The sequence below is a fragment of the Marinomonas sp. SBI8L genome (assembly GCF_001624705.1).
GTDB lineage: Bacteria > Pseudomonadota > Gammaproteobacteria > Pseudomonadales > Marinomonadaceae > Marinomonas.
Map to the genome: position 1 here is coordinate 153,683 of NZ_JSEO01000007.1, position 25,944 is coordinate 179,626.

At 39.0% G+C, this 25,944-nt stretch carries 20 protein-coding genes and 1 riboswitch; of the genes, 9 read left to right on the top strand and 11 right to left on the bottom strand.

The window, feature by feature from the left end:
• Positions 1-4: 4 nt before the first annotated feature.
• A complete protein-coding gene (locus OA91_RS12375; RefSeq protein WP_046016852.1) occupies positions 5-397 on the bottom strand; it encodes a YraN family protein in 393 nt (130 codons plus the stop codon).
• Positions 339-2,240, bottom strand: coding sequence for a penicillin-binding protein activator (locus OA91_RS12380; RefSeq protein WP_063338689.1), 1,902 nt, complete (start codon positions 2,238-2,240; stop codon positions 339-341). Before OA91_RS12380 ends, OA91_RS12375 begins: the two co-directional genes overlap by 59 nt.
• A 30-nt stretch (positions 2,241-2,270) precedes the next feature.
• On the opposite strand from OA91_RS12380, the gene rsmI reads away from it, so the two are divergent.
• The 4 genes from rsmI to OA91_RS12400 all read left to right on the top strand — a co-directional run bounded on the left by rsmI (position 2,271) and on the right by OA91_RS12400 (position 9,039).
• Positions 2,271-3,131 carry a 16S rRNA (cytidine(1402)-2'-O)-methyltransferase gene (rsmI, locus tag OA91_RS12385; RefSeq protein ID WP_046016874.1) on the top strand — a complete coding sequence of 287 codons (861 nt, stop codon included), beginning with the start codon at positions 2,271-2,273 and terminating at the stop codon, positions 3,129-3,131.
• 220 nt (positions 3,132-3,351) lie between these two features.
• The gene (locus tag OA91_RS12390) at positions 3,352-5,850 is read left to right on the top strand and encodes a sensor domain-containing protein (protein WP_197480489.1); all 2,499 of its coding nucleotides are present in this window, start codon (positions 3,352-3,354) and stop codon (positions 5,848-5,850) included.
• A 45-nt stretch (positions 5,851-5,895) separates the two neighbouring features.
• Positions 5,896-6,000, top strand: a riboswitch (TPP riboswitch).
• Between the two features lie 146 nt (positions 6,001-6,146).
• A complete protein-coding gene (gene thiC, locus OA91_RS12395; RefSeq protein ID WP_063338691.1) occupies positions 6,147-8,129 on the top strand; it encodes a phosphomethylpyrimidine synthase ThiC in 1,983 nt (660 codons plus the stop codon).
• A gap of 238 nt (positions 8,130-8,367) precedes the next feature.
• Positions 8,368-9,039: a hypothetical protein gene (locus OA91_RS12400; protein ID WP_063338692.1), complete on the top strand. Its 672-nt coding sequence runs from the start codon at positions 8,368-8,370 to the stop codon at positions 9,037-9,039.
• A 67-nt stretch (positions 9,040-9,106) separates the two neighbouring features.
• Here OA91_RS12400 and aroA read toward each other — a convergent pair whose 3' ends face one another.
• Positions 9,107-10,399, bottom strand: coding sequence for a 3-phosphoshikimate 1-carboxyvinyltransferase (gene aroA / locus OA91_RS12405; RefSeq protein ID WP_063338693.1), 1,293 nt, complete (start codon positions 10,397-10,399; stop codon positions 9,107-9,109).
• 71 nt (positions 10,400-10,470) lie between these two features.
• Entirely contained in the window at positions 10,471-11,358 is an 888-nt protein-coding gene (locus OA91_RS12410; protein WP_063338694.1) for a MurR/RpiR family transcriptional regulator, read from the bottom strand.
• A gap of 275 nt (positions 11,359-11,633) precedes the next feature.
• Here OA91_RS12410 and alc point away from each other — a divergent pair, with 275 nt between their 5' ends.
• The 4 genes from alc (at position 11,634) to OA91_RS12430 (ending at position 17,096) form a co-directional block, all read left to right on the top strand.
• Positions 11,634-12,626, top strand: coding sequence for an allantoicase (alc, locus tag OA91_RS12415; RefSeq protein ID WP_046016858.1), 993 nt, complete (start codon positions 11,634-11,636; stop codon positions 12,624-12,626).
• Between the two features lie 57 nt (positions 12,627-12,683).
• Entirely contained in the window at positions 12,684-13,202 is a 519-nt protein-coding gene (locus OA91_RS12420; RefSeq protein WP_046016859.1) for an ureidoglycolate lyase, read from the top strand.
• Position 13,203: 1 nt separating this feature from the next.
• A complete protein-coding gene (locus tag OA91_RS12425) occupies positions 13,204-14,415 on the top strand; it encodes a urate hydroxylase PuuD (protein WP_063338695.1) in 1,212 nt (403 codons plus the stop codon).
• A 794-nt stretch (positions 14,416-15,209) separates the two neighbouring features.
• The gene (locus tag OA91_RS12430) at positions 15,210-17,096 is read left to right on the top strand and encodes a methyl-accepting chemotaxis protein (RefSeq protein ID WP_046016861.1); all 1,887 of its coding nucleotides are present in this window, start codon (positions 15,210-15,212) and stop codon (positions 17,094-17,096) included.
• Positions 17,097-17,159: 63 nt separating this feature from the next.
• On the opposite strand, the gene gltX is transcribed toward OA91_RS12430, so the two are convergent.
• From gltX to OA91_RS12445, 3 genes are all read right to left on the bottom strand, one after another.
• A complete protein-coding gene (gene gltX / locus OA91_RS12435; protein ID WP_063338696.1) occupies positions 17,160-18,641 on the bottom strand; it encodes a glutamate--tRNA ligase in 1,482 nt (493 codons plus the stop codon).
• A 186-nt stretch (positions 18,642-18,827) separates the two neighbouring features.
• Entirely contained in the window at positions 18,828-20,141 is a 1,314-nt protein-coding gene (locus OA91_RS12440) for a TolC family outer membrane protein (protein WP_063338697.1), read from the bottom strand.
• 137 nt (positions 20,142-20,278) lie between these two features.
• The gene (locus tag OA91_RS12445) at positions 20,279-21,535 is read right to left on the bottom strand and encodes a hypothetical protein (RefSeq protein ID WP_063338698.1); all 1,257 of its coding nucleotides are present in this window, start codon (positions 21,533-21,535) and stop codon (positions 20,279-20,281) included.
• A 131-nt stretch (positions 21,536-21,666) separates the two neighbouring features.
• Here OA91_RS12445 and xni point away from each other — a divergent pair, with 131 nt between their 5' ends.
• A complete protein-coding gene (gene xni, locus OA91_RS12450; RefSeq protein ID WP_063338699.1) occupies positions 21,667-22,449 on the top strand; it encodes a flap endonuclease Xni in 783 nt (260 codons plus the stop codon).
• A gap of 3 nt (positions 22,450-22,452) precedes the next feature.
• Here xni and OA91_RS12455 read toward each other — a convergent pair whose 3' ends face one another.
• The 4 genes from OA91_RS12455 to OA91_RS12470 form a co-directional block, all read right to left on the bottom strand.
• Positions 22,453-23,292, bottom strand: a complete 840-nt coding sequence (locus OA91_RS12455) for a hypothetical protein (RefSeq protein WP_063338700.1) — start codon at positions 23,290-23,292, stop codon at positions 22,453-22,455.
• Positions 23,293-23,295: 3 nt separating this feature from the next.
• Entirely contained in the window at positions 23,296-24,453 is a 1,158-nt protein-coding gene (locus OA91_RS12460; protein ID WP_063338701.1) for a methyl-accepting chemotaxis protein, read from the bottom strand.
• A 267-nt stretch (positions 24,454-24,720) separates the two neighbouring features.
• Complete coding sequence (locus OA91_RS12465) at positions 24,721-25,035, bottom strand: DUF3301 domain-containing protein (protein WP_046019007.1); 315 nt, start codon at positions 25,033-25,035, stop codon at positions 24,721-24,723.
• Positions 25,036-25,335: 300 nt separating this feature from the next.
• The gene (locus tag OA91_RS12470; protein WP_052702337.1) at positions 25,336-25,875 is read right to left on the bottom strand and encodes a flavodoxin; all 540 of its coding nucleotides are present in this window, start codon (positions 25,873-25,875) and stop codon (positions 25,336-25,338) included.
• Positions 25,876-25,944: the final 69 nt, after the last annotated feature.

Below are 25,944 nucleotides of genomic sequence, written 5' to 3' on the forward strand. Positions count from 1 at the left end.
ATAGTTAAAATGCGCTTTTAAGCCAAGTAAGATGTTTCTCATCTATGCTTTGATCAAAGAGTATGGCATCAAAGCGTATGTCTACATCGTGTTTATGGTTGATTAAAAGCCAATATTGGGCACTTTTAATCACTTTTCTTTGTTTTCCATGATGAATGCTTTGGGCAGCATTCCCGTGGCTGTTATCTTTCCGGTATCTTACTTCAACAAAAACAATTACACCATTTTCAAGGCAAATTAGATCTATCTCACCCAACTTACAAAAGAAGTTCTGTTCTAAGATGGTGAGCTTTTGTTTCTGTAAAAACCGCCGGGCAGCTAGTTCTGCTAGCTCCCCTTTATTGGTAGCCTTCTTCTTTAGGGCGAGTGATTGTAAAAATGTCCTTATTTTTCGCATTGATCAATCTTCCTGATTTGAACATAACGAGCTCAGGCCTTTTTCTAAAAACACCTAATTCATCTAGAGTAATAAGTCCTGTATTAGCGGAAATTCTAGCTTGTGGGAGTTTGTGAAAAACCCAATAACGATTCGCTAACAAGTAAGCGTCTGCTCCCATGGCTTGTAATCGCTTTAAAATATTTTTAGAAACCTTTGAAGATACAGGGGCCAATAGACTATTTGCTCTTGTTAGCGCGGGTACTTCTGTAAAAAGTATGCGTTCAATATCTTCTTTTTTTGTATTTTTATCTGGTGTTTGATTGTTGATGGAATGGCTTGCCAGAATGGGAATGTTATTGTCATTCGCATAGTAATAATCAAGTGAGGGTCTAATTTGTTTGGCGTCAGTCAAGTGTCCAACAAAGTATAGATAATCTAAATCTTGTCTTGGTCTATCAATGCTGCTTACTTTCTGATTGAGGGTGCGCTCAATTAACTTTTTTCTTTGCTGGCTCTCATTTATAAGCAGCAGCTCTTTAATCGCAGTTTCTCTTTCCTTTGGTTTGTTATTGAACTCAATATTGCTGACAATATTAATATTTTCTTGCTCGCCAATTTGTTTGAATTCATCTGCTTGGCGAAGAGCCCAAGGGTCGGTTAGTGATAAAATACCAGCGTTAGTGGCACCTTCTTGTTTGGCGAAAGAAATTAGTTCTAAAATATCGTCGGCACTGGTTAAAGAAAAATAGTGTAGATTTGGGTGCTTTGCAGACGTTTCTAATTGATTTAACGCGATAACTGGTTTTTCTAAGTTAAAACGACTCAGTTGAGCCACGGAGCTTTTAGAGAGAGGGCCAACAACCACATCTACATCTTGAGCATAAGCTTCGTTTAATGCTGCACCTATATCCTGATAGTCGTCGCTATTAATAAAGATGAGCTGGGCTTTATTTGCATCTTTAATCTGATAATAAGCGGCTAAAAAACCATCAATTATCGCTCTTGATGCAAGGCTTAATCTGCCCGTCATAGGTAAAATAATTGCAATCTTATTAAGCTTAGTTTGATCGAGTTCTTCAATTACTACAAAGTCTTCGGGAGGTGTGCCTGCAGCTGGGTGTAGAGGGTGTCTTGCTTGCCATTGTTTAAAGGCGTTAAGCTGCATACTGATTGTTGCTGATTTTGACCTGAGAATTGATGAGATGCTGAGCCAACCTTTTAAAACAGGGTCAGGATTTTTTTGTAAAAAGCTAACTTCAGGGTCTGTTAAGTTTTGAATTGCTTGCCATAATTGTGATTGATTGTCCGCTAGTCGATCAAGAGGTAAAAGCGAATCAAGCTTAATTCTCTCTTTGACGACAGAAGGCCAGTTCTGAAGTACTTCGAGTGCAGCCGCTCTTTTTAAACCGAGTTTATATTGGCTAGTATTTAGATCCGCATTATCTAGCCTTTTAGCTTTAAATAATGCGCTTAAGGCATATAAAGGTTGCTTTAACTCAGTATAGATTTGAGCGGTTAAAAGGTAGGCATCAAACTGTTTTGGGCCGGTAAAAGGTATGACTTGGTTATCTAGGATAGAAAGCGAAGTTGCTAACTGACCTGCGTTATATTTTAAAGTTGCAGCATTAAAATAATAAACAGAGGAGATGCTTGGCTCTAGGCTTCTTTCTGCTTGCCAAATTAGCTTTTCAAATTCATCTGTAGGTATTTCTTCTACTGGTTCTGCAACTATGGTTTCAGCAATAACAGGTTCTTGTACTACTTGAACTTGAACACTTTGCGTTGTTTTTTCAGAACCACATGCAACCAAGAGTGCAGAACACAAAGATAATGCTATTATACGCCCGTTAAAAAGACTCATATGCTTAAAAATCAAAGAGAAAGAGGTCGTATGTTACCACATAGTTCTACGGATGTTAGTGGCACCCTGTATATTGTCGCGACACCAATTGGAAATTTAGATGACCTTAGTAAAAGGGCAAAAGAAACCTTAGAAAAGGCAAGTTATATTGCTGCTGAAGATACTCGCCATACAAAGAAACTACTAAATTTCTTTAATATAGAAGCCCGTTTATTTTCACTCCATGATCATAATGAAAAAGACCGCGCCCAATATATCGCTAAGTTACTGGACGAAGGTGAAGATATTGCTTTGGTTTCTGATGCTGGTACTCCTTTGATTTCAGACCCTGGGTATCACGTTGTTAGCCATCTAAGAGATTTAGGCTACAAAGTATCACCTGTGCCAGGACCTTCAGCCATCATAACGGCTTTATGTGCATCTGGTTTACCAACAGATAAGTTTTTCTTCCAAGGCTTTTTACCCGCTAAAAGTAAGTCTCGTAAAGACGTAATGCAAACATGGAAGCAGCAAACAGGTACAACGATATTTTATGAGTCAACTCATAGGATTAATGATTCTATTACAGATCTCATGTCAGTGTTTGATGATGATGTTGAGCTGGTTCTAGCCCGTGAGCTGACTAAAACTTTCGAGACTTTTCTTAAAGGTAAGCCTTCTTATATCTTGCAATGCTTTGAAGAAGACTCAAATCAAATGCGGGGAGAGTTTGTAGTAATGGTTGATTATAGACCTCAAGAAGATGAGGATGACAATGATCAAGAGGCCAAGCGAATTCTTGAGATATTATTGACTGAATTACCTGTTAAACAGGCGTCACAACTTGCAGCTAAGATTACAGGTCTAAAGAAAAATTTTCTGTATCAAATAGCCTTAGAGATGAAGTCATAAATTACTTTTGATATAGCTATTATTGATATTGGATTCTGCCAATATAGTTATTTGAAATAATGAATATAGGGGTGTTATTAAGGATTTATTCGCTTTAGACATTGTCAAGATAAGAGCAACTTGCCTATTATCGCTAGACTATTAAAAAAAACTTATGCATTTTTTGTCAAAATGGCTGAAATCGCCTGCCCCTATGATAATTGCCATAGCGCTCATTGTAATGATTTGCGCTTGGCTTACGTATACTTCATTATCCGTTAACGGCTGGTCCTATCCTGTCTCTTATCATGAATCAATTAAAGCTCAATCTTCTTTATTTGATCGTCAGATTTTATCTCACATTCATGAAGTTGAAAGCCTGAGAGATCAACTTAACCGATTAAATACTTATTCTCAAAGTGAAGTTGAAGGTGTATTGAGCCATGTTAAAGGTGGTGAGAGTCTGGTTAATTATGTTTGGTTTGATGCTCGTGATTCAACAGGTTTAGACTCACTCTTAAATCAATACGAAATGCGCCAGTTTGCAGACGAAAATACGAATATTTCCAACTTGTTATATATAAGCCAATCTGAAAAATATGCTGGCATGCTTGGTTCAAGTATTAGGATAAAAGATGCTGGGTTATTATTTGTGAGTATGAATATAGCTGAGCTATTGCCCCCTAAATCTGATGTTGATATCACTAATAACCCGCCCTGCTTAAATTTGTCATTATTAACTTATTCTGAAACTTTGAGCCTTGTGTATAGTGCTAAAGCCCTATCATGTCAGGGGTTTAGTAAAGGTCCAGTTTCTGAAACTTATCTTTTTTCATGGTTAAATTATAAATTTAAGTTAAGTGTTTTTCCTTCTTTCAGTCCAATTCAAAATGAACCTAGATCTTTAATTAAGCTCTTACTTTCCATGTTAGTGTTAATGGCAAGTTTGATTGTATTTTATATATACAGGTCAAGACGTTATGAATACAAGATTGAAAGTCTTTTAAAAGATAGAGGGCAAAGTTTAAAAGAGGTCCGTACTGAATATTCGAATTTATTTATGTTGTCAGTGGACGGTATTTATCGGGCAAATTTGAATGGTAACCTGCTTAAAGCAAATCCTGCCTATGCTATGGCTTTTGGTTATGACAATGAAGATGAACTTTGTATTAAGGTAAAAAATATTGGTCAACAATTGTATCTAAACCCCAAGCAGTATTTGCATTTTATTAATCTGCTTAAGAAAGAGCAAAGGGTGATAGGTTTCGAATGGCAAAGTCAGGACCAAGCGGGTAGGCCTATTTGGTTGCTTGAGAATGCTTATTTAACTCAACATGAAAACGGTGAAGTCTACTATGAAGGCTTCATTTCAAATGTGACCGAAAAGAAAAAAGCGGAAGAAGCTTTAAAACAGCAAGCGCAAATGGACTCCTTAACTGGCTTGTTAAATCGAGCAACATTTGTGGCTCAGATGTCATCTTTTATTGATCAGCATGGGGCTGATCAAAGTGCAATTTTCTTTATTGATCTAGATAAGTTCAAAGCAGTTAATGATCAATATGGTCATCATGTTGGAGACGAGTTATTAGTTGAGTTCTCTCGTCGTTTAAAGGCGTGTTTCAGTATTGATGAAATGATAACTCGATTAGGTGGTGATGAGTTTGCTGTCTTTTTAAAGAGTGTTGAGGGGTTGCCTCAGTTACATGAGTTGGCTGATAAAGTAGTAGCTGGTATGCGTAAGCCATTTGCGTTTAGCAATGGGTTCAACTTTAAAATATCTGCCAGCATTGGCATCAGTATGTTGGACGCAAGTGTAAAAAGTGCCAGTGAAGGGTTAAAGCAAGCTGATATGGCCATGTATGAAGTAAAGCGCAATGGACGTGCCGACTTTATTGTCTTTAATCAAGGGCTGAATGAGTTTGAAAGACGTCGAAGTTTATTAGAAAAGAGTCTTTTTAACGCGTTAAAGCATAATGAAATTTATATTAATTATCAGCCGATAGTATGTTTTGAAACAGGTGAAATTAAGGGGATGGAAGCTTTAATGCGCTGGCGAAATGACACCTTAGGAGAGGTCTCACCAGCCGAGTTTATTGCTATTGCTGAGCAAGTGAATTTAATAAATCCCTTTTCAAACTGGTTAATTCACCATGTATGTCATGATTTAAAAGATTTAATTAGTGCCAGTGGAAAGCCTAACCTTTTTGTTAGTATTAATATTTCGCCTAAGCAACTGCTCTCTGATCAGGTATGTGACAACTTGCTTATGTCGATGGAGGTGAATCAGTTAACACCTAAAAATATTAAAGTAGAAATTACTGAAACAGCGATTTATGACCAAGAAGAAAGTGTTCTGCGACAGCTCAGACGTATTCGTAGTTATGGTGTTGGCATTTATATCGATGACTTTGGAACAGGATATAGCTCTCTTGAAAGACTAACTCAGTATCCTTTTGATGGACTTAAAATTGATAGGTCGTTTGTTAAGAATTTAATCCCAGGTAATAGTCAGGATGTCATTCTCAAAGCATCGGTGAAAATGGCAGAAATGTTAAACCTTGTTGTCGTCGTTGAGGGGATCGAAAGTCATTTTCAGTATGATTTTTTTAAAGTTTTAAAATGCGAATATGCCCAAGGTTTTCTTCTTTATAAGCCTTTATCTCTGGTTGAATTGAAACAAGAAATATTACAAAAAAACTATTTTAGTAGCGACCTGCTTACTGATGAAACAATCAGCTAATGATTCAACAAGGCTTTACTTTTTCTTTAATCTCCTTATAGTTGCTCCCACTTGTCGGAGTGCCATTTGGCTGAGATCGTGTTTATGCACGGGATCCGCAGAACCTGAACAGGGCTAAATACCTGCGTAGGGAACAAGAAAATCTTCATTCTTTCTTATCTGCATCGAATGCTTTTCCATTCTTAAATTATGGCTAGTTGTCATAATAGAGTGGTGTTAGCAAAAATCAGAAATATGATTTTTGTAGAAGCAAACGCACGACTGACAAGCACTTCTTTCATTTAAAAGGATTGCTTATGTCTTCTAATGAGTTAAAAAATACTAAATCAAACTCAGCTGTACCTGAAACACTGAGTAAACGCGAAGAAGCTAGGTTAAAGGCTAAAGCCTTTATTGACTCTTTGCAGGCGAACCCTTTTCCAGCCTCAGAACGTGTTTTCATTCAAGGAAGTGACCCTTCTATACAAGTACCTATGCGTAAAATTAATGTTTCGGATACGCCTATAGGCAAAGATCCTGCTAATTTTACCTATGAGAAAAATGAACCTGTTTATGTCTATGAATGTTCAGGACCTTACTCTGATCCAAGCAGGCACATTGATGTTTATAAAGGTATAGCGTCCACCCGAGGCAAATGGATAGCAGCACGTAATGATATTGAAGAGCTTGAGGGGGTATCTTCAGAATTTGCTCAGCAAAGGCTCAGTGATGAAAAGTTAGATAACCTTAGGTTTGAAAACTTACCAAAAGTAGTAAAAGCTAAGCAGGGCGCGGTGGTAACTCAACTACATTACGCACGCAAAGGTATTATTACGCCTGAAATGGAATTCATTGCGATTCGTGAGAATCAAAATATGCAGGCAGTACAAAGTGAGCTTTTGTTGAAGCAGCATCCAGGACATAGTTTTGGTGCTAATATCCAAACTGAAATTACTCCTGAGTTTGTGCGTCAAGAAGTTGCAGCAGGTAGAGCTATCATACCCGCAAATATTAACCACCCTGAATCAGAGCCCATGATTATTGGCCGTAATTTCCTAGTGAAGGTCAACGCTAACATTGGTAACTCTGCCTTAACCTCATCAATTGAAGAAGAAGTTGAGAAGCTTGTTTGGTCAACGCGTTGGGGAGCCGATACCCTGATGGATCTCTCCACAGGTAAAAATATTCACGAAACTCGTGAGTGGATTTTGAGAAACTCACCGATTCCAATTGGTACAGTACCGATTTATCAAGCACTGGAAAAAGTGAAAGGCATTGCCGAAGATCTAAACTGGGACGTCTTCAGAGACACATTGATTGAGCAAGCGGAGCAAGGTGTAGATTACTTTACAATTCATGCAGGGGTTCTATTACGTTATGTTCCTATGACAGCCAAACGACTGACAGGAATAGTTTCTCGTGGCGGTTCAATTATGGCGAAATGGTGTTTAGCACATCATGAAGAAAGTTTCTTGTACCAACGTTTTCGTGAGATTTGTGAAATCTGTCAGGCTTATGATGTTTCTCTATCTCTTGGTGACGGCTTGCGACCTGGCTCTATCATGGATGCTAATGATGAAGCTCAAATGTCTGAGCTTAAAACCCTAGGTGAATTAACTAAGGTGGCCTGGGAGTATGATGTCCAAGTTATGATTGAGGGCCCAGGACACGTGCCTATGCAAATGATTAAGCATAATATGACAGAGCAACTTGAGCATTGTCATGAAGCACCTTTTTATACATTAGGGCCGCTAACTCAAGATATTGCACCTGGCTATGATCATTTTACATCCGGTATAGGAGCCGCTCAAATAGGCTGGTATGGCTGCGCAATGCTCTGTTATGTAACGCCTAAAGAGCATTTAGGCTTACCAAATAAAGAGGATGTAAAGCAGGGCTTAATTACCTATAAAATTGCAGCTCATGCGGCAGACCTTGCTAAAGGGCATCCCGGGGCGCAAATTCGTGATAATGCATTATCTAAAGCGCGTTTTGAATTTCGTTGGCAGGATCAATTTAACTTGGCATTAGACCCTGAAACAGCGAGAGCTTACCATGATGAAACTCTGCCACAAGCATCAGGCAAAGTTGCTCATTTCTGCTCTATGTGTGGACCAAAATTCTGCTCCATGAAAATTACCCAAGAAGTAAGGGATTATGCTGCGGATCTTGAGCGAAGCTCTAAGATTGAAGTGCATAATGTCGAAGCAGATGAGGTGCGTAAAGGAATGGATGATATGTCAGCTCAGTTTAAAGATTTGGGAAGTGAGGTGTATTTGTTACAAGAAGAGATCAACTAGGCTTCTATAAAAGCACTTTTTGAATTAATCTAGAGCCCTCTATATTAGCAAGTTCTTGTGAAAAATGTGTTTCATGATAAGTGATCACTTTTACAATGCAAAATTTGTTAAATAGAGGGCTTTTTATGCTTTATTTTAAATAATTTTACCGCAAGATTACTTCAGATTGACACATCTTGACGGGTTAATAGTCATAATTAAAGTATGGCTATTATTTGCCTGAAAAGGAGTTTGTTGAATGGTGATCTCACTAACTAAAACATGGTGCTTTTTGATAGCGCTCATTTTGTTGGCGCTTTTTGTGTCACCTTATGTTTTTTTGGAGTGGAAATCAGAAAGCTTAAAGCGTGAAATTCTAGAAGACTTTAAAAAGCTTCGCCAATCTCAGCCTCCCCCACATATCGTTCATAACCCAAGATATAGAAAACCATCTGATATGCCTCAGGTGATCTTCCCCAAAGCGGTTGTAGCGCGAACAACAATGGATATGCCAAATGACCATGTTGTCTATTTTTTAACGCGTAAATTAAGTTTATCTGAAGAAGCTCAAAGTACGCTATCAGATATAGTGACTCGATATTCAAATCAAAGAAAAATCTTACAAGGTAAGATAGCCGTTGAAGTTCAGCTGCTAGCAGAGCTAAGTCCTAGTGATGCTGAATATATGCAGAAAGTGTCTGATGCAGCAGGTATTCAGGCAGACATTAGTACTCAAGTTATGCGTTTATATGCCAAGCAGCAAGTCGAAATTTATCAATTATTAACCCTTGATCAAATTGAAGAGCTTGAATTGATAAAGCATAGATTTGCACAAAAGATGAAGGCTCGAATCGCAAAGGATAGAACAAAAGGAATCTTTTCATTTGAAAGTGGTGATATTGAATCTAACGAGATTAAGTCAGACAAATAATCTAGATGACAGTATTTAGGACACATAAAAAAACCAGCTTAAGCTGGTTTTTTTATGTGTGGTCAAACTAGTTTGTTACTTTCTCAAATAATTCAAAGTAGGTTGGGAAAGTCTTGGAGGTACAGCCTGGATCATTAATTGTCACCTGACTGTTTGAGAAAGCCACAAGTGAGAAACACATAGCAATTCTATGATCATTATAGGTATCGATTGCAGCATGCTGTACATCTGCTAATGGTTCAACATAGATATAATCTTCACCTTCATCAACTGTAGCACCAAGTTTACGTAGCTCAGTCGCCATGGCATTGAGTCTATCCGTTTCTTTTACGCGCCAGTTGTAAATATTTCTAATACGAGTAGGGCCTTTGGCGAAAAGAGCTGTGGTAGCAATTGTCATTGCCGCATCCGGAATATGGTTCATATCAAGGTCAACACCATTTAGTTCGCCCTTGCTGGCCTGAACCCAAGTTGGACCATAACTAATGTTTGCACCCATAGCAGCAAGAACTTCTGCGAATTTAACATCGCCTTGGACGCTATCTGTGCCAATACCATGAACCTTGATTGTACCACCCGCGATAGCTGCTGCGGCTAAGAAGTATGAAGCCGAAGAAGCATCACCTTCAACCATGATCTCACCAGGGCTTACATAGGTCTGATTACCCTTTACCACAAAGCTCTGGTAATCCTTATTTTCAACTGTGACGCCAAACTGCTTCATCACATGTAAGGTAATATCAATATATGGTTTAGAAACAAGCTCGCCATCAACGTGTATCGTTAAGTCGTTTTGTGCAAGGGGAGCACTCATAAGAATGGCGGTTAAGAATTGACTGGAAATATTGCCTTTAATAGAGACTTCGCCACCTTGAATACCATTTGCATGGATTTTCAGAGGTGGATAATTCTCTTCGCCTAGATACTCAACGTTGGCACCTAGTTGACGAAGTGCACTCACTAAATCACCAATAGGGCGTTCGTGCATGCGTGGCTCACCGTGCAACAGATACTCGCCTTTCCCTAAACATAGTGCAGATGTTAATGGACGCATTGCTGTACCAGCATTGCCTAAGAATAAGTCAGCAGAAATAGGCTCTGATGTGGCATTGGAAAGAGGGCCTGCAACACCTTGCACTGTACAACTCGTGCCATCGTCACTTAATTGATAATTTACGCCTAGGCTTTTAAGGGCATCAAGCATATGACGAATATCATCACTGTCTAGCAGGTTGGTGATCTTGGTTTCACCTTTTGCTAATGCAGCCAATAGAAGAATACGGTTAGAAAGGCTTTTAGATCCAGGAATCTGGATCTCGCCATCGGCGCTAGAAAGCGGTCCAAGTGTAAGTGAGTTCATTAATGTTTCCGTTAAAAATGCGTTACTACTAGTTAATTAATATCAATTTTTTATTATGTTTAATTTAAAGTCTAGGCTTCAAATTCATCGATAAGCGCACCATTGTTCAGCGCTGCCATATCTAATTCGTTTAAGGTCTGATATGTCTCTTCAATTGCTTGAATTCTATCATTTGCCTCATTGTAATTGTCTTGATAAACCCCATTTGCTAAAACGCTAATGATGTTCATAACACTGGCATAAGAGTCGAAGGCAGAAACACCTCGAACCACACATGAAAAGTGAATGTCGCTGACTTCTTTTGGATTCACATCGGCGTGATCTGTTACATAAATCAAGAAAATGCCACGCTTTCTTAGGGTAATCATTAGATTTTTAAGCCAAGCAGGGCGTCGGCGAATACCCATGATAATGACAGTATCTTTAGCTGTGAAACTGGCAACCTCTTCACCGAGTGTTTGTCCTGGCAGTGGAAGCAGGGTGACATTGTCACGGCACTGAGTGAGTTGCTGACGTAAATGCAACGCTAAAGCATGATTGTTGCGATAACCGATCACATAAACTCTTTGAGCTTGTCCAATGGACTTTACCGCAGCATCAAAATCACTTGTCTTAATAGACTCCAGAGTTTTTTGAATATTGTTCTGGTCACACTGAATATAGTCACTAAACACATTTGAAATAGATTGGTGCTCAGGCTGCTTCTCTGCAATGGGTGTACCCCAACGACGTGCAGCACGAACTTGGCGCTTCACCTCTCCAAAGTCTTTGTACTCTAATCTTTGTAGTAGTCGCGTAACTGCGGATTTAGAAACACCGGCTAATTTGGCTAACTCAGTGGCAGAATATGTGGCTATGTCACCTTGATGATTCAATATGCAAGATGCCAGCTTTTGCTGCGTTGGAGATAACTGATCGTAAATTTGTTTAATTCTTTGTTCTATTGATAGGTCTTGCATGGGTAATAGTCAGTTCCGCATCAAAATACTTGGAATAATTACTATTCGTATTAGTAATTCGCTCTTAGTGCTAAGAAGTTCTTGAGAGTATACCTTTTTCACTGAAAAAAGTGCGTTATGAAAAAAAATATTTGGTTATAGTGAAACAAATGTATTATAGTTGCATTATTGAAACATAAATTTCATCTTTGGTGTTTTGAGAATAATTCACTTTTTTTACTTCTCACCAAAGAGATGACCTTATTTAAACCTCATTAGCCTTTCTAGGAGAGACCATGTCTAACACTGATAAAGTTTGGTACGGAGTGAATCTAGCATCTACCCGTCTTGGTGCTGAAGCACTGTATGCAACGGATGATTTCTTTGCGCCAATTAGCCGTATGATCCAGGATCACGATCCAGTTTGGATTGATGACAAGTATGATGATAACGGTAAGTGGATGGATGGTTGGGAAAGCCGTCGTAAGCGCTCTGAAGGTTTTGACTATGGTATTATCAAGCTAGGTATCTCAGGTAAAATTAAGACACTTGAAATTGATACACGCTTTTTCACGGGTAACTTTGCGCCAGCAACTTTAATCGAAGCTTGTTACTCAGAAACTGCACCTGATGAAAATACTCAATGGACAGAAATCACAGAAAACATTGCACTTTCCGGTAACAACCAACTATTTGTTGATGTTAACGATGACACTGTTTACAACCATGTTCGCGTTAATATTTACCCAGATGGTGGTATTGCTCGTCTTCGTGTTTATGGTGAGCCAGAAGTACGCTGGGATGAAGTAACAGGTGATAAGCAAATTGACTTAGTTGCTGTTGAAAATGGCGGTCGTGCCCTTGCTTGTAACGACGAACACTTTGGTACTATGCATAACATCATCATGCCTGGTAAAGGGATTAACATGGGTGATGGTTGGGAAACACGCCGTCGCCGTGAGCCGGGTAACGACTGGGTTATTCTAGCACTTGGCCACCCAGGTGAGGTTGAGTCTGTCACTATCGATACCGCTTTCTTTAAAGGCAATTTCCCAGACGGTCTATCTTTACAAGTAGCAAATATTTCTGAACTACCTGATTCGACATTAGCGGCTCAAAGTATTTATTGGAAAGAGTTGCTACCTAAGCAGTCTCTATCTGCTGATGCTGAACACGTATTTGCTGAAGAGCTTAACCGTGTTGGTGTTATTACTCACGTTCGTATGAATATCTTCCCTGATGGTGGTGTGAGCCGTATTCGTCTAATGGGTAAACCAGTTAAAAACTAATTAAGAAAAACATGACGAGCCTAGATATTAGGCTCGTTAAATAGAACAGGATTCGTGATGAAACTGAAAATAGAAACGCTAACAGCAGACGCCTTTGCAGATTTTGGTCAAGTAATTGATACCGAAGTGTGCACAAACCAATTTGCAATCAATGGAGGCACAACCCAGCGCTTTCATGACCTTGCTGAAGTGGAAACAATAGGTGAAGCAAGAGGTGGTATCAGTATCTTTCGCGGGGATGCTAGGCAATTTCCAATGCAAATTGAAATGCTAGAGCGTCATCCAAAAGGTTCTCAAGCATTTATGCCATTACAACAAAGACCCTATCTTGTGGTTGTTGCACCGGCGTTAAATGATGAGGAGCCAGATCTGAGTAGGTTGCGTTTGTTCTATGCGACGGGGGCTCAAGGGGTAAATTACTTCACTGGTACTTGGCATCATCCACTATTGGCGCTCGAAGAGGTTTCTGATTTTCTTGTCGTAGACAGAATTGGAGAAGGGCACAATTGTGATGAATTCTTTTTCCCAGAAGGAAGTGATATTCAAATTGCAGCAATGAGTTTCGAAGGGGTTTAAAATGTTAGATGGCCACTATAATGAATGGTTAAACTTACTAGTACGTTGGTTTCATATCACGGCTGGTATTGCGTGGATAGGCGCATCTTTTTACTTTAACTGGTTGGAAAATAACCTAGTTAGAACAGGCAAGCAAAAAGAAGGAATTTCTGGCTATCTTTGGGCCATTCATGGTGGCGGTATTTACCGTCTAGAAAAATACAAATCTGCACCGGAAAAAATGCCGGAAACCTTACATTGGTTTAAATGGGAAGCCTACACTACTTGGTTGACAGGTATTGCTTTACTCTTTGTTCAGTACTACATGAATGCCAACTTGTATCTGATTGACCCACAAGTCATGGCACTTGAAGCGTGGCAGGCTGTTGCAATTGGTATCTTGGTGATTGTGGCAACTTGGGTAATCTATCACTACCTATGTGATCTTTTGGCGAGTAACCCTCAAGTATTAGTTGCTGTTGGTTTTGTGCTCATGTCTTTGGCAGCTTACGGTTTGACGCAAGTCTTTAGCGGCCGTGGTGCATTTATCCATATTGGTGCAATGATTGGTACCATGATGGTGGGTAACGTTGCTCATGTCATTATGCCTTCTCAGCGCGCTTTGATTGCAGCGGTAGAAAAAGGTGAAGAAGTAGATCCTAAATATGGTGCGAAAGCTTTATTACGTTCGCGTCATAATAACTACCTAACACTGCCGATCTTGTTCATCATGATCTCTAACCACTACCCATCTACGTTTAGTGATGCGCATAATTGGGCAATCCTATTAGGCTTGGTTGTGATTAGTATGGCTATTCGTCATCACTTCAATATCCAGCATAAACCTGAGAAATCAGCTTGGATCTTACCTGTTGGTGTTGTTGCGCTACTTGGTTTGGCCTTTATTACTAAGCCAGCAGCCTATGTTGCACCAGTTACTGCAAATGCAGCAGTAGAGCAATCAGTGGATGATAAGCATGCGTTAAACCTTAAGGCGAAAGACATTATTATAGAGCGTTGTGCTAGCTGTCATGCGGTTAACCCAAGTTCTGAAATGTTTACCGCTGCACCTCTTGGGATTCTGCTAGAAAATCAAGAGCAAATTGATGCATTGCAAGAACGTATATTCCAGCGCTCTGTTGTATTAAAAACAATGCCACTTGCTAATATCACGCAAATGACAGATGAAGAGCGAGACCTTCTTGGTCAATGGTACACTTCGAATCAGAAGTAAAATGCTTTAGTTTTGGTTTGAGTTAAAATTCAGCCAAGTTAAATCAAAAAAGGGCCCGATTATCGGGCCTTTTTTTGCGTTTAAAATAATTATTTTCTATTTTTAGATGTTAAGGGACTAGGGAACCTGCGATTAAGTCTGCTCTTTTAAGGTATTTGGGGAAAAGTATCACACAAGACGTTACCTTGACGTGATGTTGGTACACTTTCGAGAAGTGACAACACAGGGTGTTACTCTTTCTGAAAGACCTGAAGGGCGTGGCCTAAAAGTTCTATCTTTACGTTGAGGACCATATTAATAGAATAACTATTAAGTTGCGCACCTCGCCATAAATCTAGCGGCTTTTATCCACACGTTGAGGCGGGAGAACTTATTCGCAAGTTTCCTAGGTAAGGTTACGAGGTTTTAAGATGTTTTTGTTCGATTGTTACAAATACCTTGATCAAGACTTTTGTAAGTTGAGTAAAGGTTCTGTTCCAAAAAATAAGAGTGCTCATGCTAGAAAGGTCATAAATCCTATGGTTAGTGCTCAGACTTGAATGTATGAAAATAGAAAAGATTTTGATAACCTGTTACCAAGTACTAAGGATAGAGTGCTGAACATAAAGGTTTTTTTAATTACAAGACGGAGTTTGTTGCGATAATATTATTTAAACAAAAAAATATTGTTAAGTTTAAAAAAATTGTTTCGATACTAAATTGCATGGGTTACCCTTCTTAGACATTAGTCTAAAAAGATTATTTAATGTAACGTCGTGTAACAATTCAATGCAGCTTAATCAGGTGAATGCAATATGTTGGTAAATCTCAGCTTTAGAGCAAAGCTCACCATTTTACTATTTTGTGCTATAAGTGGTTTTGTCGTAGTCACTTTAGTCGCGTTAAATGGTTTAAATACTCAGCAAGCCACTTCTTCCCGTCTTCAAAATCTCTCTCAAATAGAAAGTAACCTTGATGCTCTTGTCATCTCTATGATGAAAAAGTATGAGGGTGTACTGACTATTAATAACGATAATTATGAGTCGTATATCGAAGGGATTAATTCAAACAAGGAAACGTTTTTAGTAAGTTTAGATCAAAATATTAGTGAGATAGGTACAGAAGAAGGCCGAGCAACACTTGAAACGGCTAAAGCAAGTTTAGAAAGTTACTCTAACTCGTTAACCAATATTGTTCACCAAAGACATATTCTTGGCTTTGATGGCCAATCAGGTATTAAAGGAGAAATCGCTTCTCTTGGTGAAGTTGTTCTTGGTGAAATTTCTTTTCTAAGTTTGGTGAAGCAAGAATTCTTGCCTGTTCGTGAAGCTGAGAAAAACTATATTTTTGAAACAACTGAAGATAACCGAGCTTACTTTCTTGAAAAATATAATAGCTTTTTCAAGCGTGTAAAAAACTTTGGTTTGGAAGAGCGTTTTGGTGAAAGTATTAAGGCTTACTTAGCTTCAGTTGAAAAGCTAACGGTTCAAAATACAATTACGATTGATGCTGAGCAAGTTTTTGCAGAGCAGAAAGCTGAGTTTGCAACCAACCGCTCAGCTGCGTCAGATTATTTAAAAAGTTTAATCATAAGTGCTGAAACCTTAGCGAAAGACAGTTCTAAACAAGCAAGTTTTACCCTGATTAGTGTGAGTATCCTTGTTGCTGTATTTGCGGGCTTAATGATGATGGGTATTGGTAAAAGTGTTAACAAAACACTTAATCAAATCATTCGTGATCTTGTGAAGGTAAAAGAAGGCGACTTAACTGCTAGACTTTCGATTAATGCGAAAAGAAATGATGAGTTTGATGCACTTTGTGGCTCTGTCAACGAAATGACGGGTGGCTTAGGCTCAGTATTAAGTGATGTGGTGACAACCACGACAGAAGTTAATGACATGGTTTCTGAATTAAATACAGCAGTATCTAATATTGCTGACAGTAACAAGTCGATCAATACTCAAACTAACTCTTTAGCTGCTGCAACAGAAGAAATCTCAACAACCATTTCAAGTATTTCAGATACAACAGATACACTAAGCGTTCAGTCTAAAGATACTTATGAGTCTGCGAAAAATGGTGCAGAGACAATTAAAGAAGCGCTATTCAATCTGTCTAAAACCGTCGGATTTGTTAATAAAACAGGTGATCAACTAAATGAGTTAGGTCGTTTGTCTAAAGACATTGATGGTGTGATCTCTATGATCAATGATTTGGCAAACCAAACTAACCTACTTGCGCTCAATGCGGCTATTGAGGCTGCTCGAGCAGGCGAAGCTGGTCGAGGTTTCTCTGTTGTAGCCGATGAAGTCCGTTCTCTTGCGGAGAAGACAGTTGATGCTACTGCAAGAATCACTGACATAGTTAGCACAATTCAAACCTCTACAAGTTCTGCGATCTCGACGATGAAGAATGGTCAAGAAAACCTTCTTGCTATTGAAGAGTCGGGTGAAAAAGCAGAGCAGGCGATGCGTGAGATCGAAGTTAACGCGAGAACCGGTGCTGATTCAGCCAATCATATGGCTCAGTCTATTCAGGAAGTGTCTAAAACTGCCGTACATATGAGTGAAGATATGGATAATATTGCTCAACAGCTACAAGCAGACACAGATTCAATTACGACTATTGCTGATAATACTAACCAAATTCATAATTTGGTTGATCATCTTGATAGTAAGACACGCGTATTTACCACTGTCTAATCTAATGATGAAATATAAAAAAACCGGCTTATGCCGGTTTTTTTATATCTATAAGCCCGAAGCTTAAAGTGCTTGGAACTCTTTTTCCCAGCGCTTACCTTCTTTCTTAGAGGGTGAACCAACAGCGTTAACAGCGGCTCTTAGTCTTGCTCTTGAGATATCTGGCCCAAGAATGGCCATAGAGTCAAAGACAGAGACTGAAGATGTTGTGCCGGCTATTGCAACAAATAGTGGTGCAAAGAAGTCTTTAGGTTTGATTTCCATGGTTTGAGCTAGGGATTTCATCGCATTAAAGATTTCGTCTTTTTCCCATTTGCTAAGTGATTCAAGCTTCCATGTAGCAAACTGCAATGCTTTTCTTAAAGTTTCATCTTCAAGTTTAAGGCCATCAAAACTGCTAGCATTAATGTCTAAGTGACCTTTTAAGAAGAAGCCTGCGACATCAGCCACATCTGAGAATTTCTCAATTCTAGGTGTGATCAAAGGCAGAATTTGCATTAGGTATTCAGGGTTTAATGCCCACTCTTGGAACTTCTGTGCAAAAGCTTGCGGGTTCAAGTCTTCACGAATCCATAAACCATTAAGCCAGCTAAGTTTCTCTACATCAAAAACAGGGCCGCCTAAAGAAACACGTTGTATATCAAAGTGTTCGATCATGTCATCTAAAGAGAACTTCTCTCTTTCATCTGGCATTGACCAGCCCATGCGTCCTAAATAGTTAACAACAGCTTCAGCAAGGTAACCCATACGTTGGTAGTAAAGGATGCTTGTTGGGTTCTTACGTTTAGATAGCTTTGACTTATCAGGGTTACGTAACAAAGGCATGTGACACAGTGTTGGCATATCCCAACCAAAGTATTGATATAGCAAAATGTGCTTAGGGGCTGAGTTGATCCATTCTTCACCACGGATAACATGGGTGATCTTCATTAGATGATCATCAACAACATTGGCTAAGTGGTAAGTCGGCATACCATCTGCTTTTAGCAGAACTTGCATATCAACTTGAGCCCAATCAATTTCTATCTCGCCACGAAGCATATCTTGCACGCGGCAGATACCTTCTTCTGGTATTTTCATGCGGATAACATAAGGGACACCAGCATCTAGCTTTGCTTGTACTTCTTCTTGGCTTAACTTAAGAGCACGACCATCATATTTAGGTTGAAGACCTTGTTCTCTTTGCTCGTTTCGCATTTGATCAAGCTCTTCAGCTGTTTCAAACGCGTAAAAAGCGTGACCTTTTTCAATCAGCTCTTTGGCGTAATCTGCATAAATATCACCACGCTCACTTTGGCGATACGGGCCATACTCGCCACCAACATCAGGCCCTTCTGCCCAATCTAGACCTAACCAGCGTAATGCATCTAGAATCATTTTTTCTGATTCTGGTGTACTACGAGTTTGGTCTGTATCTTCAATACGAAGAATGAACTTACCGCCCATTTTGCGAGCAAAAGCCATATTAAATAAAGCGATGTACGCGGTTCCTACATGTGGATCACCTGTTGGTGATGGGGCGATACGCGTTCTGATTTCAGACATAAGAGACTCATCAATTCCAGTTGTAAAAATGGCGATTATTATAAGCCTCTTGAAATAAAAGCGTAACTAAGAATTTCGCTATTTTTGTTTTGCTTAAGGCTTTTCAAATGATTGTTTAGGCCTGACATAAAAAAGGATGCCAATTGGCATCCTTTTAAAGGGTAAATATCTAGATAAAAGAAAAAATTAGTTAACTAACCAAGTATTTAGCTCTTTAATCTTCTCTTCATCAAGCTCGCCAGTGTATTCAAGCAAGGACATTTGTTTTACCGCAAAGCTGTATCTTAATTGCTCAAGTGTGCCTTGAGAATTGTACAGATCAGATTGTGCATCAAGTAGTTCAACAATGTTACGAGTGCCCACATCATAGCCTGCTTGTGTGGCTTCTAATGAGCTGGCATTCGAGATAATAAGTTGCTTCTGTGCGGCAATTTGCGCTACAGACGTTTTTAGATCTCGGTACAAAGAGCGAACCGCTAGCTCTGTTGTTTGTAATTGATCTTCTAGGTTCTCTTCAGCGGCAACGGCATCATGAACAGACTGTCTCACTTGCGCGTTGATTGCACCACCTTGATAAAGAGGAATGCTAACATTAACCCCTATAAATGCCGCCAGACTATCGCCATCACCACTTGAGGTTGGTGATGTGTCGCGATCAGAGCGAGTAAGGCTACCAGAAACGGTCACCGTAGGGACACGGCCATTGGACTTTTGAATCTCAATGTTAGTCAAAGCAGAGTCATGAGCCAGAGCCAAGGTTTTTATGTCGTTGTTTTGCTTTTTCGCAAGATCCACATAAAAGCTCGCTGTCTTACCTGCTTCCATTTCAATGGGATAGTTTTTAGATAAGTCAGGTACATCAGTGATGAGCTTGCCTGTTAACTGACGCAAGGTTTCTTGGGCATTAATCATGTCAGCTTCAGCACTGATAATATCAACGATGTTTGAGTCGTATTCAGCTTGGGCTGTATGAAGATCAGTAATGGCAACCTGACCCACTTCATATTGTTGTTTCACTTGGTCAAGCTGGCTGGCTGTTGCTTTAGCTTGTTGTTTTGCTGTGTTGAGATTCGACATTTCAGTGAGTAAATCAAAGTAAGCTGAGATACTTTCAAAGCTCAAGTCTTCTTCTGTATTGGTATAGCTCACACCTGAGCTTTCTAGGCCAATTTCAACCGAATCAACCGCGTAGCCAAGGGCGGGAGAGTAAATAGGGTAATCTAGACTGACTTTGAGAGAGTTAGTATTGGTATCAGAGTCGCCAGCGTCCGCACTGGTATCTGTGTAACCAAGGTCAGCATCAAATGAAATATTAGGGAATAAGTTACCCTTAGTAATCACAACGCCTTCTTTTTCAGATTCATAAGAAGCGGCGGCAGAGCGTAAGCCTGGGTCGTTGATTTTAGCAAGTTGGTAAACGTCTAATAAGTTTTCAGCTTGGGCATTCATACTAGAAGCCGTAGCTAGGGTGACAAGAGAGGCGATAATGGTCTTTTTCATATGAATACTTCAGCTCGATTAATTTCGGATAAATAAATTCTGATAATGATACTTAGATTGCACTTATCTGGCACTTGGCAAAATGGAATATCAGATATGTCTAAAATGTAATACTTAATGTAGAGGCCTGTGTCCGTTTATTGAGTAAGGTTCAACTTATATTTGATGTTAACTTTTTCATTTGGTACAAGTTGATAGCTTAATTTGAGTCTATATGCAGAACGCATTTCTAATTGGGTCAAAGGCTGTTTAGATAAGTCTTGGTAATCATCAATAAGGCCGTTGGCATTATGAAAAACATCTATTTTCTGATGCTGATTAGATAGGTTACTAAGTGATAGTTGCCAAGTTTGATTTGAGGGTAACTTTAATGAGCTTGCTTCTATCAAGGTTAATTCAGCTTTGATGTCTTGGCTTTGGTTTATCTTGAGAGTGACTTGGTTACCTTGTCTTAAATGCTTGAGCTGGGTAATGCCAGCTGGAAGTAAATAATCTTTATACTGCCAAAAGGTTTGATAACTTCCTGGCATGGCATCTTGCTCTAAAATCAAATCTGCTCTTTGTTCAAATTGTATTTCGTGCTGAACTTTTGATCTTGGATTAGGGTGTATTTCAGCAACTGAACGTATTTGATTTAACTTTAGCTTTTGCTCTTTAAATGGAAAGAGAAGAGTTTGTCTTGCACCTAATCGAATGTCTTGGTTGGTTGGAACAGTAATTTCATTCTTTACATAATCAACCCCTGAGGATTCTGTGGCCATGTCGCTAAGCTGTAATCCTCTAGCCATTTTCATGCTGGGTTGAGGAGCTTGATGGTGTTGTTTAAGTTGCAGAATAGGGTGAGCTAAGATGAGATCTTTATATGATGCATTTTGAATTAGGGCACTCTGCTTTAAGACTGCATACTCATTATCAAGAAAAATACTAAGCTGTGGCTGCCAACTGAGATCATAGGTTTGATAAGTGAACTTATCATTTAAAGAAAACAGTGGTGTTAACTTTGCCGCTTGATAGTCCATGACTAGGTTGTAATCTGAGAGGTGCAGTTGCATAACGTGTCCTGCAACCAATAATTCAAAGAGGTCGTGATTACTACTTAATAAACGTCCTTCATAAGCTTGTTCATTGTGGCGGTTTATTACTTTAACTGGCTGATTAATATGCCTTTGCCAGTTTTTACCTTGATCATAAATTCGGCCTAAATCTATTGGTTGGGTGTTAATGAGTGGTATGATGCTGCCCTCAATAGGCATTAAGGATAGTTCTGCTTCTTGATCAAGCTCTTCAATTAATTGACTGCTGTTTAGGCCTATGGCTGCCTTTATTGTGTTTGCAGCAGCCAATTCAAAAGGAGCGATCAATAATAAGCAGACCGGAATGTAGTAAAAGCGCATGATATTTCCTTATATATGTCGATATGGATGTCAGTTTAATTGGTAAAAATCAGAACCAAGATTTGGATATTATTTCACTCTTGTACTTGATAATCCATGTACATTAATCAATCTAAAAATAAGGGTAGTGGGTGCAGAAGCGTTTTTTAATTATTGATGGGCTAAATCTAATTAGACGTTTATATGCCGCGTTAGAAAAAGAGATGGATCCTGTTCGGCGTATTGAACGTACACAAAGTACGAGCATTGATGCTTTGAGCCGCTTGTTACATCAATTTGACCCAGATTATGCGGTTGTTGTTTTTGACTCTAATGGCCAGACATGGCGTCATAGGGCTTTCCCAGAGTATAAACTAGGTCGAATTCCCATGGATGATATTCTTCTGAATGCCATGCCTGAATTTGCCAAGCTATTTCGTTTTAATAAAGTGCCAGCATTGAGATTGTCAGGCTGGGAGGCGGATGACTTAATTGCAACCTTGGCATTCAAAGCGGCTCAAAATGATATTAAATCTTATATTATTTCAACAGATAAAGGTTTTACTCAGCTTTTAGGTGATACCAATATTTTGCAATATGACTACTTTGCAAGGTTGGGATATGACAAAGAATGGGTATATGAAAAATACGGTGTGAGTGCCGAAATGTTAGGGGATTATTGGGCTTTAGTGGGAGATACGACAAATAAAATCCCTGGAGTAAAAGGCATTGGTCCAAAAACAGCAGTAAAGGTATTGGCACAGGCCAATACAGTAGAAGCCATCTATCAAAACCTTGACACATTTGAGCCAAAAATGAAGCAAATGTTAGAAGGAGGGCTAGAGCAATGCAAACTGAGTAGGTCATTAGCACTGCTTAAAACAGATGTTGAAATAGGCGTTAAATTGTCTCAACTAAAATATGTGAAGCAATAGTCTTCATACTCTTTTTCTATGCTTAGGTTCTAATAATACTTGGGCTTTTAATTCTTTTAGACCTGATTGAATATTATTAAAAATGATATCGATATGAGAGCTAGCCTCAGTAAAAAAAGAATCTGGGTTACGATTACTGAGAGCTTGATCTTCAACTGATTTGGTTATTTCTTCGATGAATGCGACTAAATTATCATAACTTTGCTTTTGCAGTTTTGGCTTAACTTGGCTCAAATCTCGTTGTATTTTCCCCAAAGTGAACAAGAGCAATAGCTTTTTATCTGCTGAACAATACTTGGTATTGGTGACTTGTAATGTGATTGCTCTTACTTGTCCTATTGCTTCTGTTAGTTTAGGCAGGGTTCTTACAAGGTCATTAGCCAAGTTTTGTATATTCTGATCTGTGTGTGAGGTGAGAGCATACTCATCAGCTATATCCCATAAACAATCCAAAAGTCTTTGTATGAGGCTAGAGTGTAAATGAAAGCTTTTATTTACATCTTGTGTTGGGTTTATTAGCAGAGCCCCCCACATCTGATGTGATTTACGAATAAGGCGCTTCAGAGCTTTGTCTGGTGAATTTATTAATTGATCATAATGTCGATCAATTTGGGTTCTGATTGTGTTGAGGTTTGCTTGGCTGACATTTTGCCCATTAAGTCGACCTGCATAAAGGCCCCTGTGTTGTTGTGTTAACTTAATAATATCAATTATGTGAGTGAGGGCAGATAAGCCTCGTAAGCTTTTTGCTTTCGCTTGTCTGCGGGCAAGATAAAGTCGATAACATGCAAAAAGAGTAAATAAACCTATTAATAAGGCGAACAGAATAGGGCTTGAAGGCATAAATTATTCCTTATGAGATCCGAGTTTCTTGGAAAGCCAGGTTAGATAAGTCACCATTTCTTGTGTATCACGGCTAGACAGGCTGTTTTTTTCACTTAAGGTTGCGATATTTTGCAAGCGTAAACACAGATCATCATTGGCTTTGCTAAAGTCGTTAACAAATGCACTGGCGATAAATGCAGCATCATGAGTTTGATTAGCTGCTAATTGAATATGCTCTAACTGCTTGCCTGTGGTATTAGCCGCTTGTTGACTGGCATGTTTGAATTCATTAATACGCTGGCTTGTGTTATTAGATACTTGTACTTGCGTCTTTACTTGGCCTATCAGACCTGTGATCTCTTCTGTGACATGCTGGGTTCGTGTGGCTAATAACCTTATTTCGTTGGCAACAACAGCAAAACCTTTGCCTGCATCACCTGCTCTGGCCGACTCTATAGCAGCATTGAGAGAAAGTAGATTTATCTGATCATTAATGAGAGTGATGTTAGTGATAAAGTCTTGGATGTTTTGGGCATCTGTCTCAAGTTGTTCAATATTGGTTTTGTTCGTTTTGATTTCATTATCAAGCTGAGTTAATGCGCTTGTTAATGTATTAACCGCAGTCATGCCTTGTTTGGATGCGGTTTGTGTTGCGTGTGCAAGAGACTTGGTTTCTTCTATTTGTTTGGCTATTTGGGTAACTGTCGTATTCATCTCCTCAGCTGTGCCTGTTATGGCGTTGAGAGTGAGGTGCTCTTGGTTAGCATCTTGTGCAAGATGGGTGGAGGCTTGACCAAGTTCATCCGCAGTGTATTGCGTTTCACTGGCGCAATTATCAATTAATTGATCTTTTCTTTCTAACTGTCGTATTAGCAAGTTTATTTGTGTTACTAATTCATTAAAGTCACTATCATTACTGGATAGTTCAATGGTTGATAGCTGACTTAGATCCTGAATATGATTGCTGATGTTAGAAAGTCTCTGCTGGCCTAAGTAAAGTACCGAAAGACTGACGTAGAGCAGAATGATTAAAACAAAAAGACTAATGAAAATTTGATTTTGTTGGTTTGGATATAAAATCAGTAAAAAACAAATACAGGTAAGAAATGTGATTAACGTAATCCTGAATGGGCTTGGAAGCGATGACACAAGTGTCATGCCAGGATGAAATACCCTCATATATTCTCCTTGATCTTTCGACATAGGCACTTGGCTTATGTGAATGTGGGTTTACACTCTTTAAGCAATAGCTATACCAGTCTGAGAAATATAATGAGGTTGGTGTTTAAGTTATTGAATAATATTGAATAATATTGATTATTTTGATTTCTAAGTAATGTCTTGAGATATGAAAATATATTGTGTGAACCAACTTGGTGCACACAATGTAAAAGAGTAGAGGTTTGAAGAAGAGCGTTATAGAGAGGTTTATCGTTTTATACGGTTTTAAAAATGGTGTGGGTCTAGATTAATGGTTTCAAGCTTCTGGTTGATGAAGCTGATGTTGCCTTGATATCTGGCTTCGCCAGTTGAGGTAAACTCGAAACTGAATTGACGCTTTATTTTAATTTGACCTTTATGCCAAACAATACGTGTCTTTTCTTGAGAGATAGTGTCGTCTAACAACTGAACATTGAATTTCTTGCAATGTTGTTTTACTTGAGGAATTGCTCTTTCTTTCACTGCTTTTCCTAACCACCACAGATAAACAAATAGTCCAAGTGAAAATAGAATAACGAGATCTGATAGAGATAGGTTCATATAGATGCAATTAAATAGTTTTAGTTGCTTAAGGTTATGATAAATAAAAAGAAGAAGTAAACGGTTTTATGAAAAAGCCATGCTATTTTCATATTTAACACTAAATTCAAGATAATAAAACGCAGGCAACCTGGCAGGAGAGTTTAGGTTGCCTGCGTGCTTCACACTTGTACGATGGGCTCAATAAAGACCAACATTGATATAAGGCGAATTTGGTCATTCGGGGCAGCGAATGAGTGGAGTTCCAAATTATGAGTCGTTTTGCCTCAGTGCATTATCAATGCGCCAGTCATAGATCTTCTATTCAGCTTCAGCCATCATTTCAGCGTAAAGTTGGATGACCCACTGCTCAACACGTTCGTCAGTGAGTTCAAATTGTTGATCTTCATCGATTGCTAGACCGATAAATTGATCATTGTTTTCAATACAAGCTCTTGATGCAGTGAAGTCATAGCCTTCAGTAGACCAAGTGCCAATAAAGGTAGCGCCAGAATCTTTAAGGTGCTCGTAAATCCAGCCCATAGCATCAACGAAATAATCGCCGTAACCAAATTGGTCACCCAAACCGTAAAGTGCAATCAATTTGCCTTTTAGGTCTAGTGCAGCTAGATCTTCACCAATGTCTTCCCAGTCGGACTGAATACCGCCAAAGTCCCAAGTAGGAATACCTAAAATCAAAAACTCATATTGAGCTAAAGTATCAGCATCTATGTCGCTAATATTAAAAATTTCTGTTGTATGTCCAAGCTCTGTCCATTGTTTCGCAATTTTATGAGCAATTTCTTCTGTGTTGTTTGTATCTGTTCCATAAACAATGGCAATAGGTGTATCAGGTGACACTTTAACTCTCCTAACTATTTGGCCTAAACTTGGGCCATAAAATGGTTCTAAAAACGTATTCTAGAAATA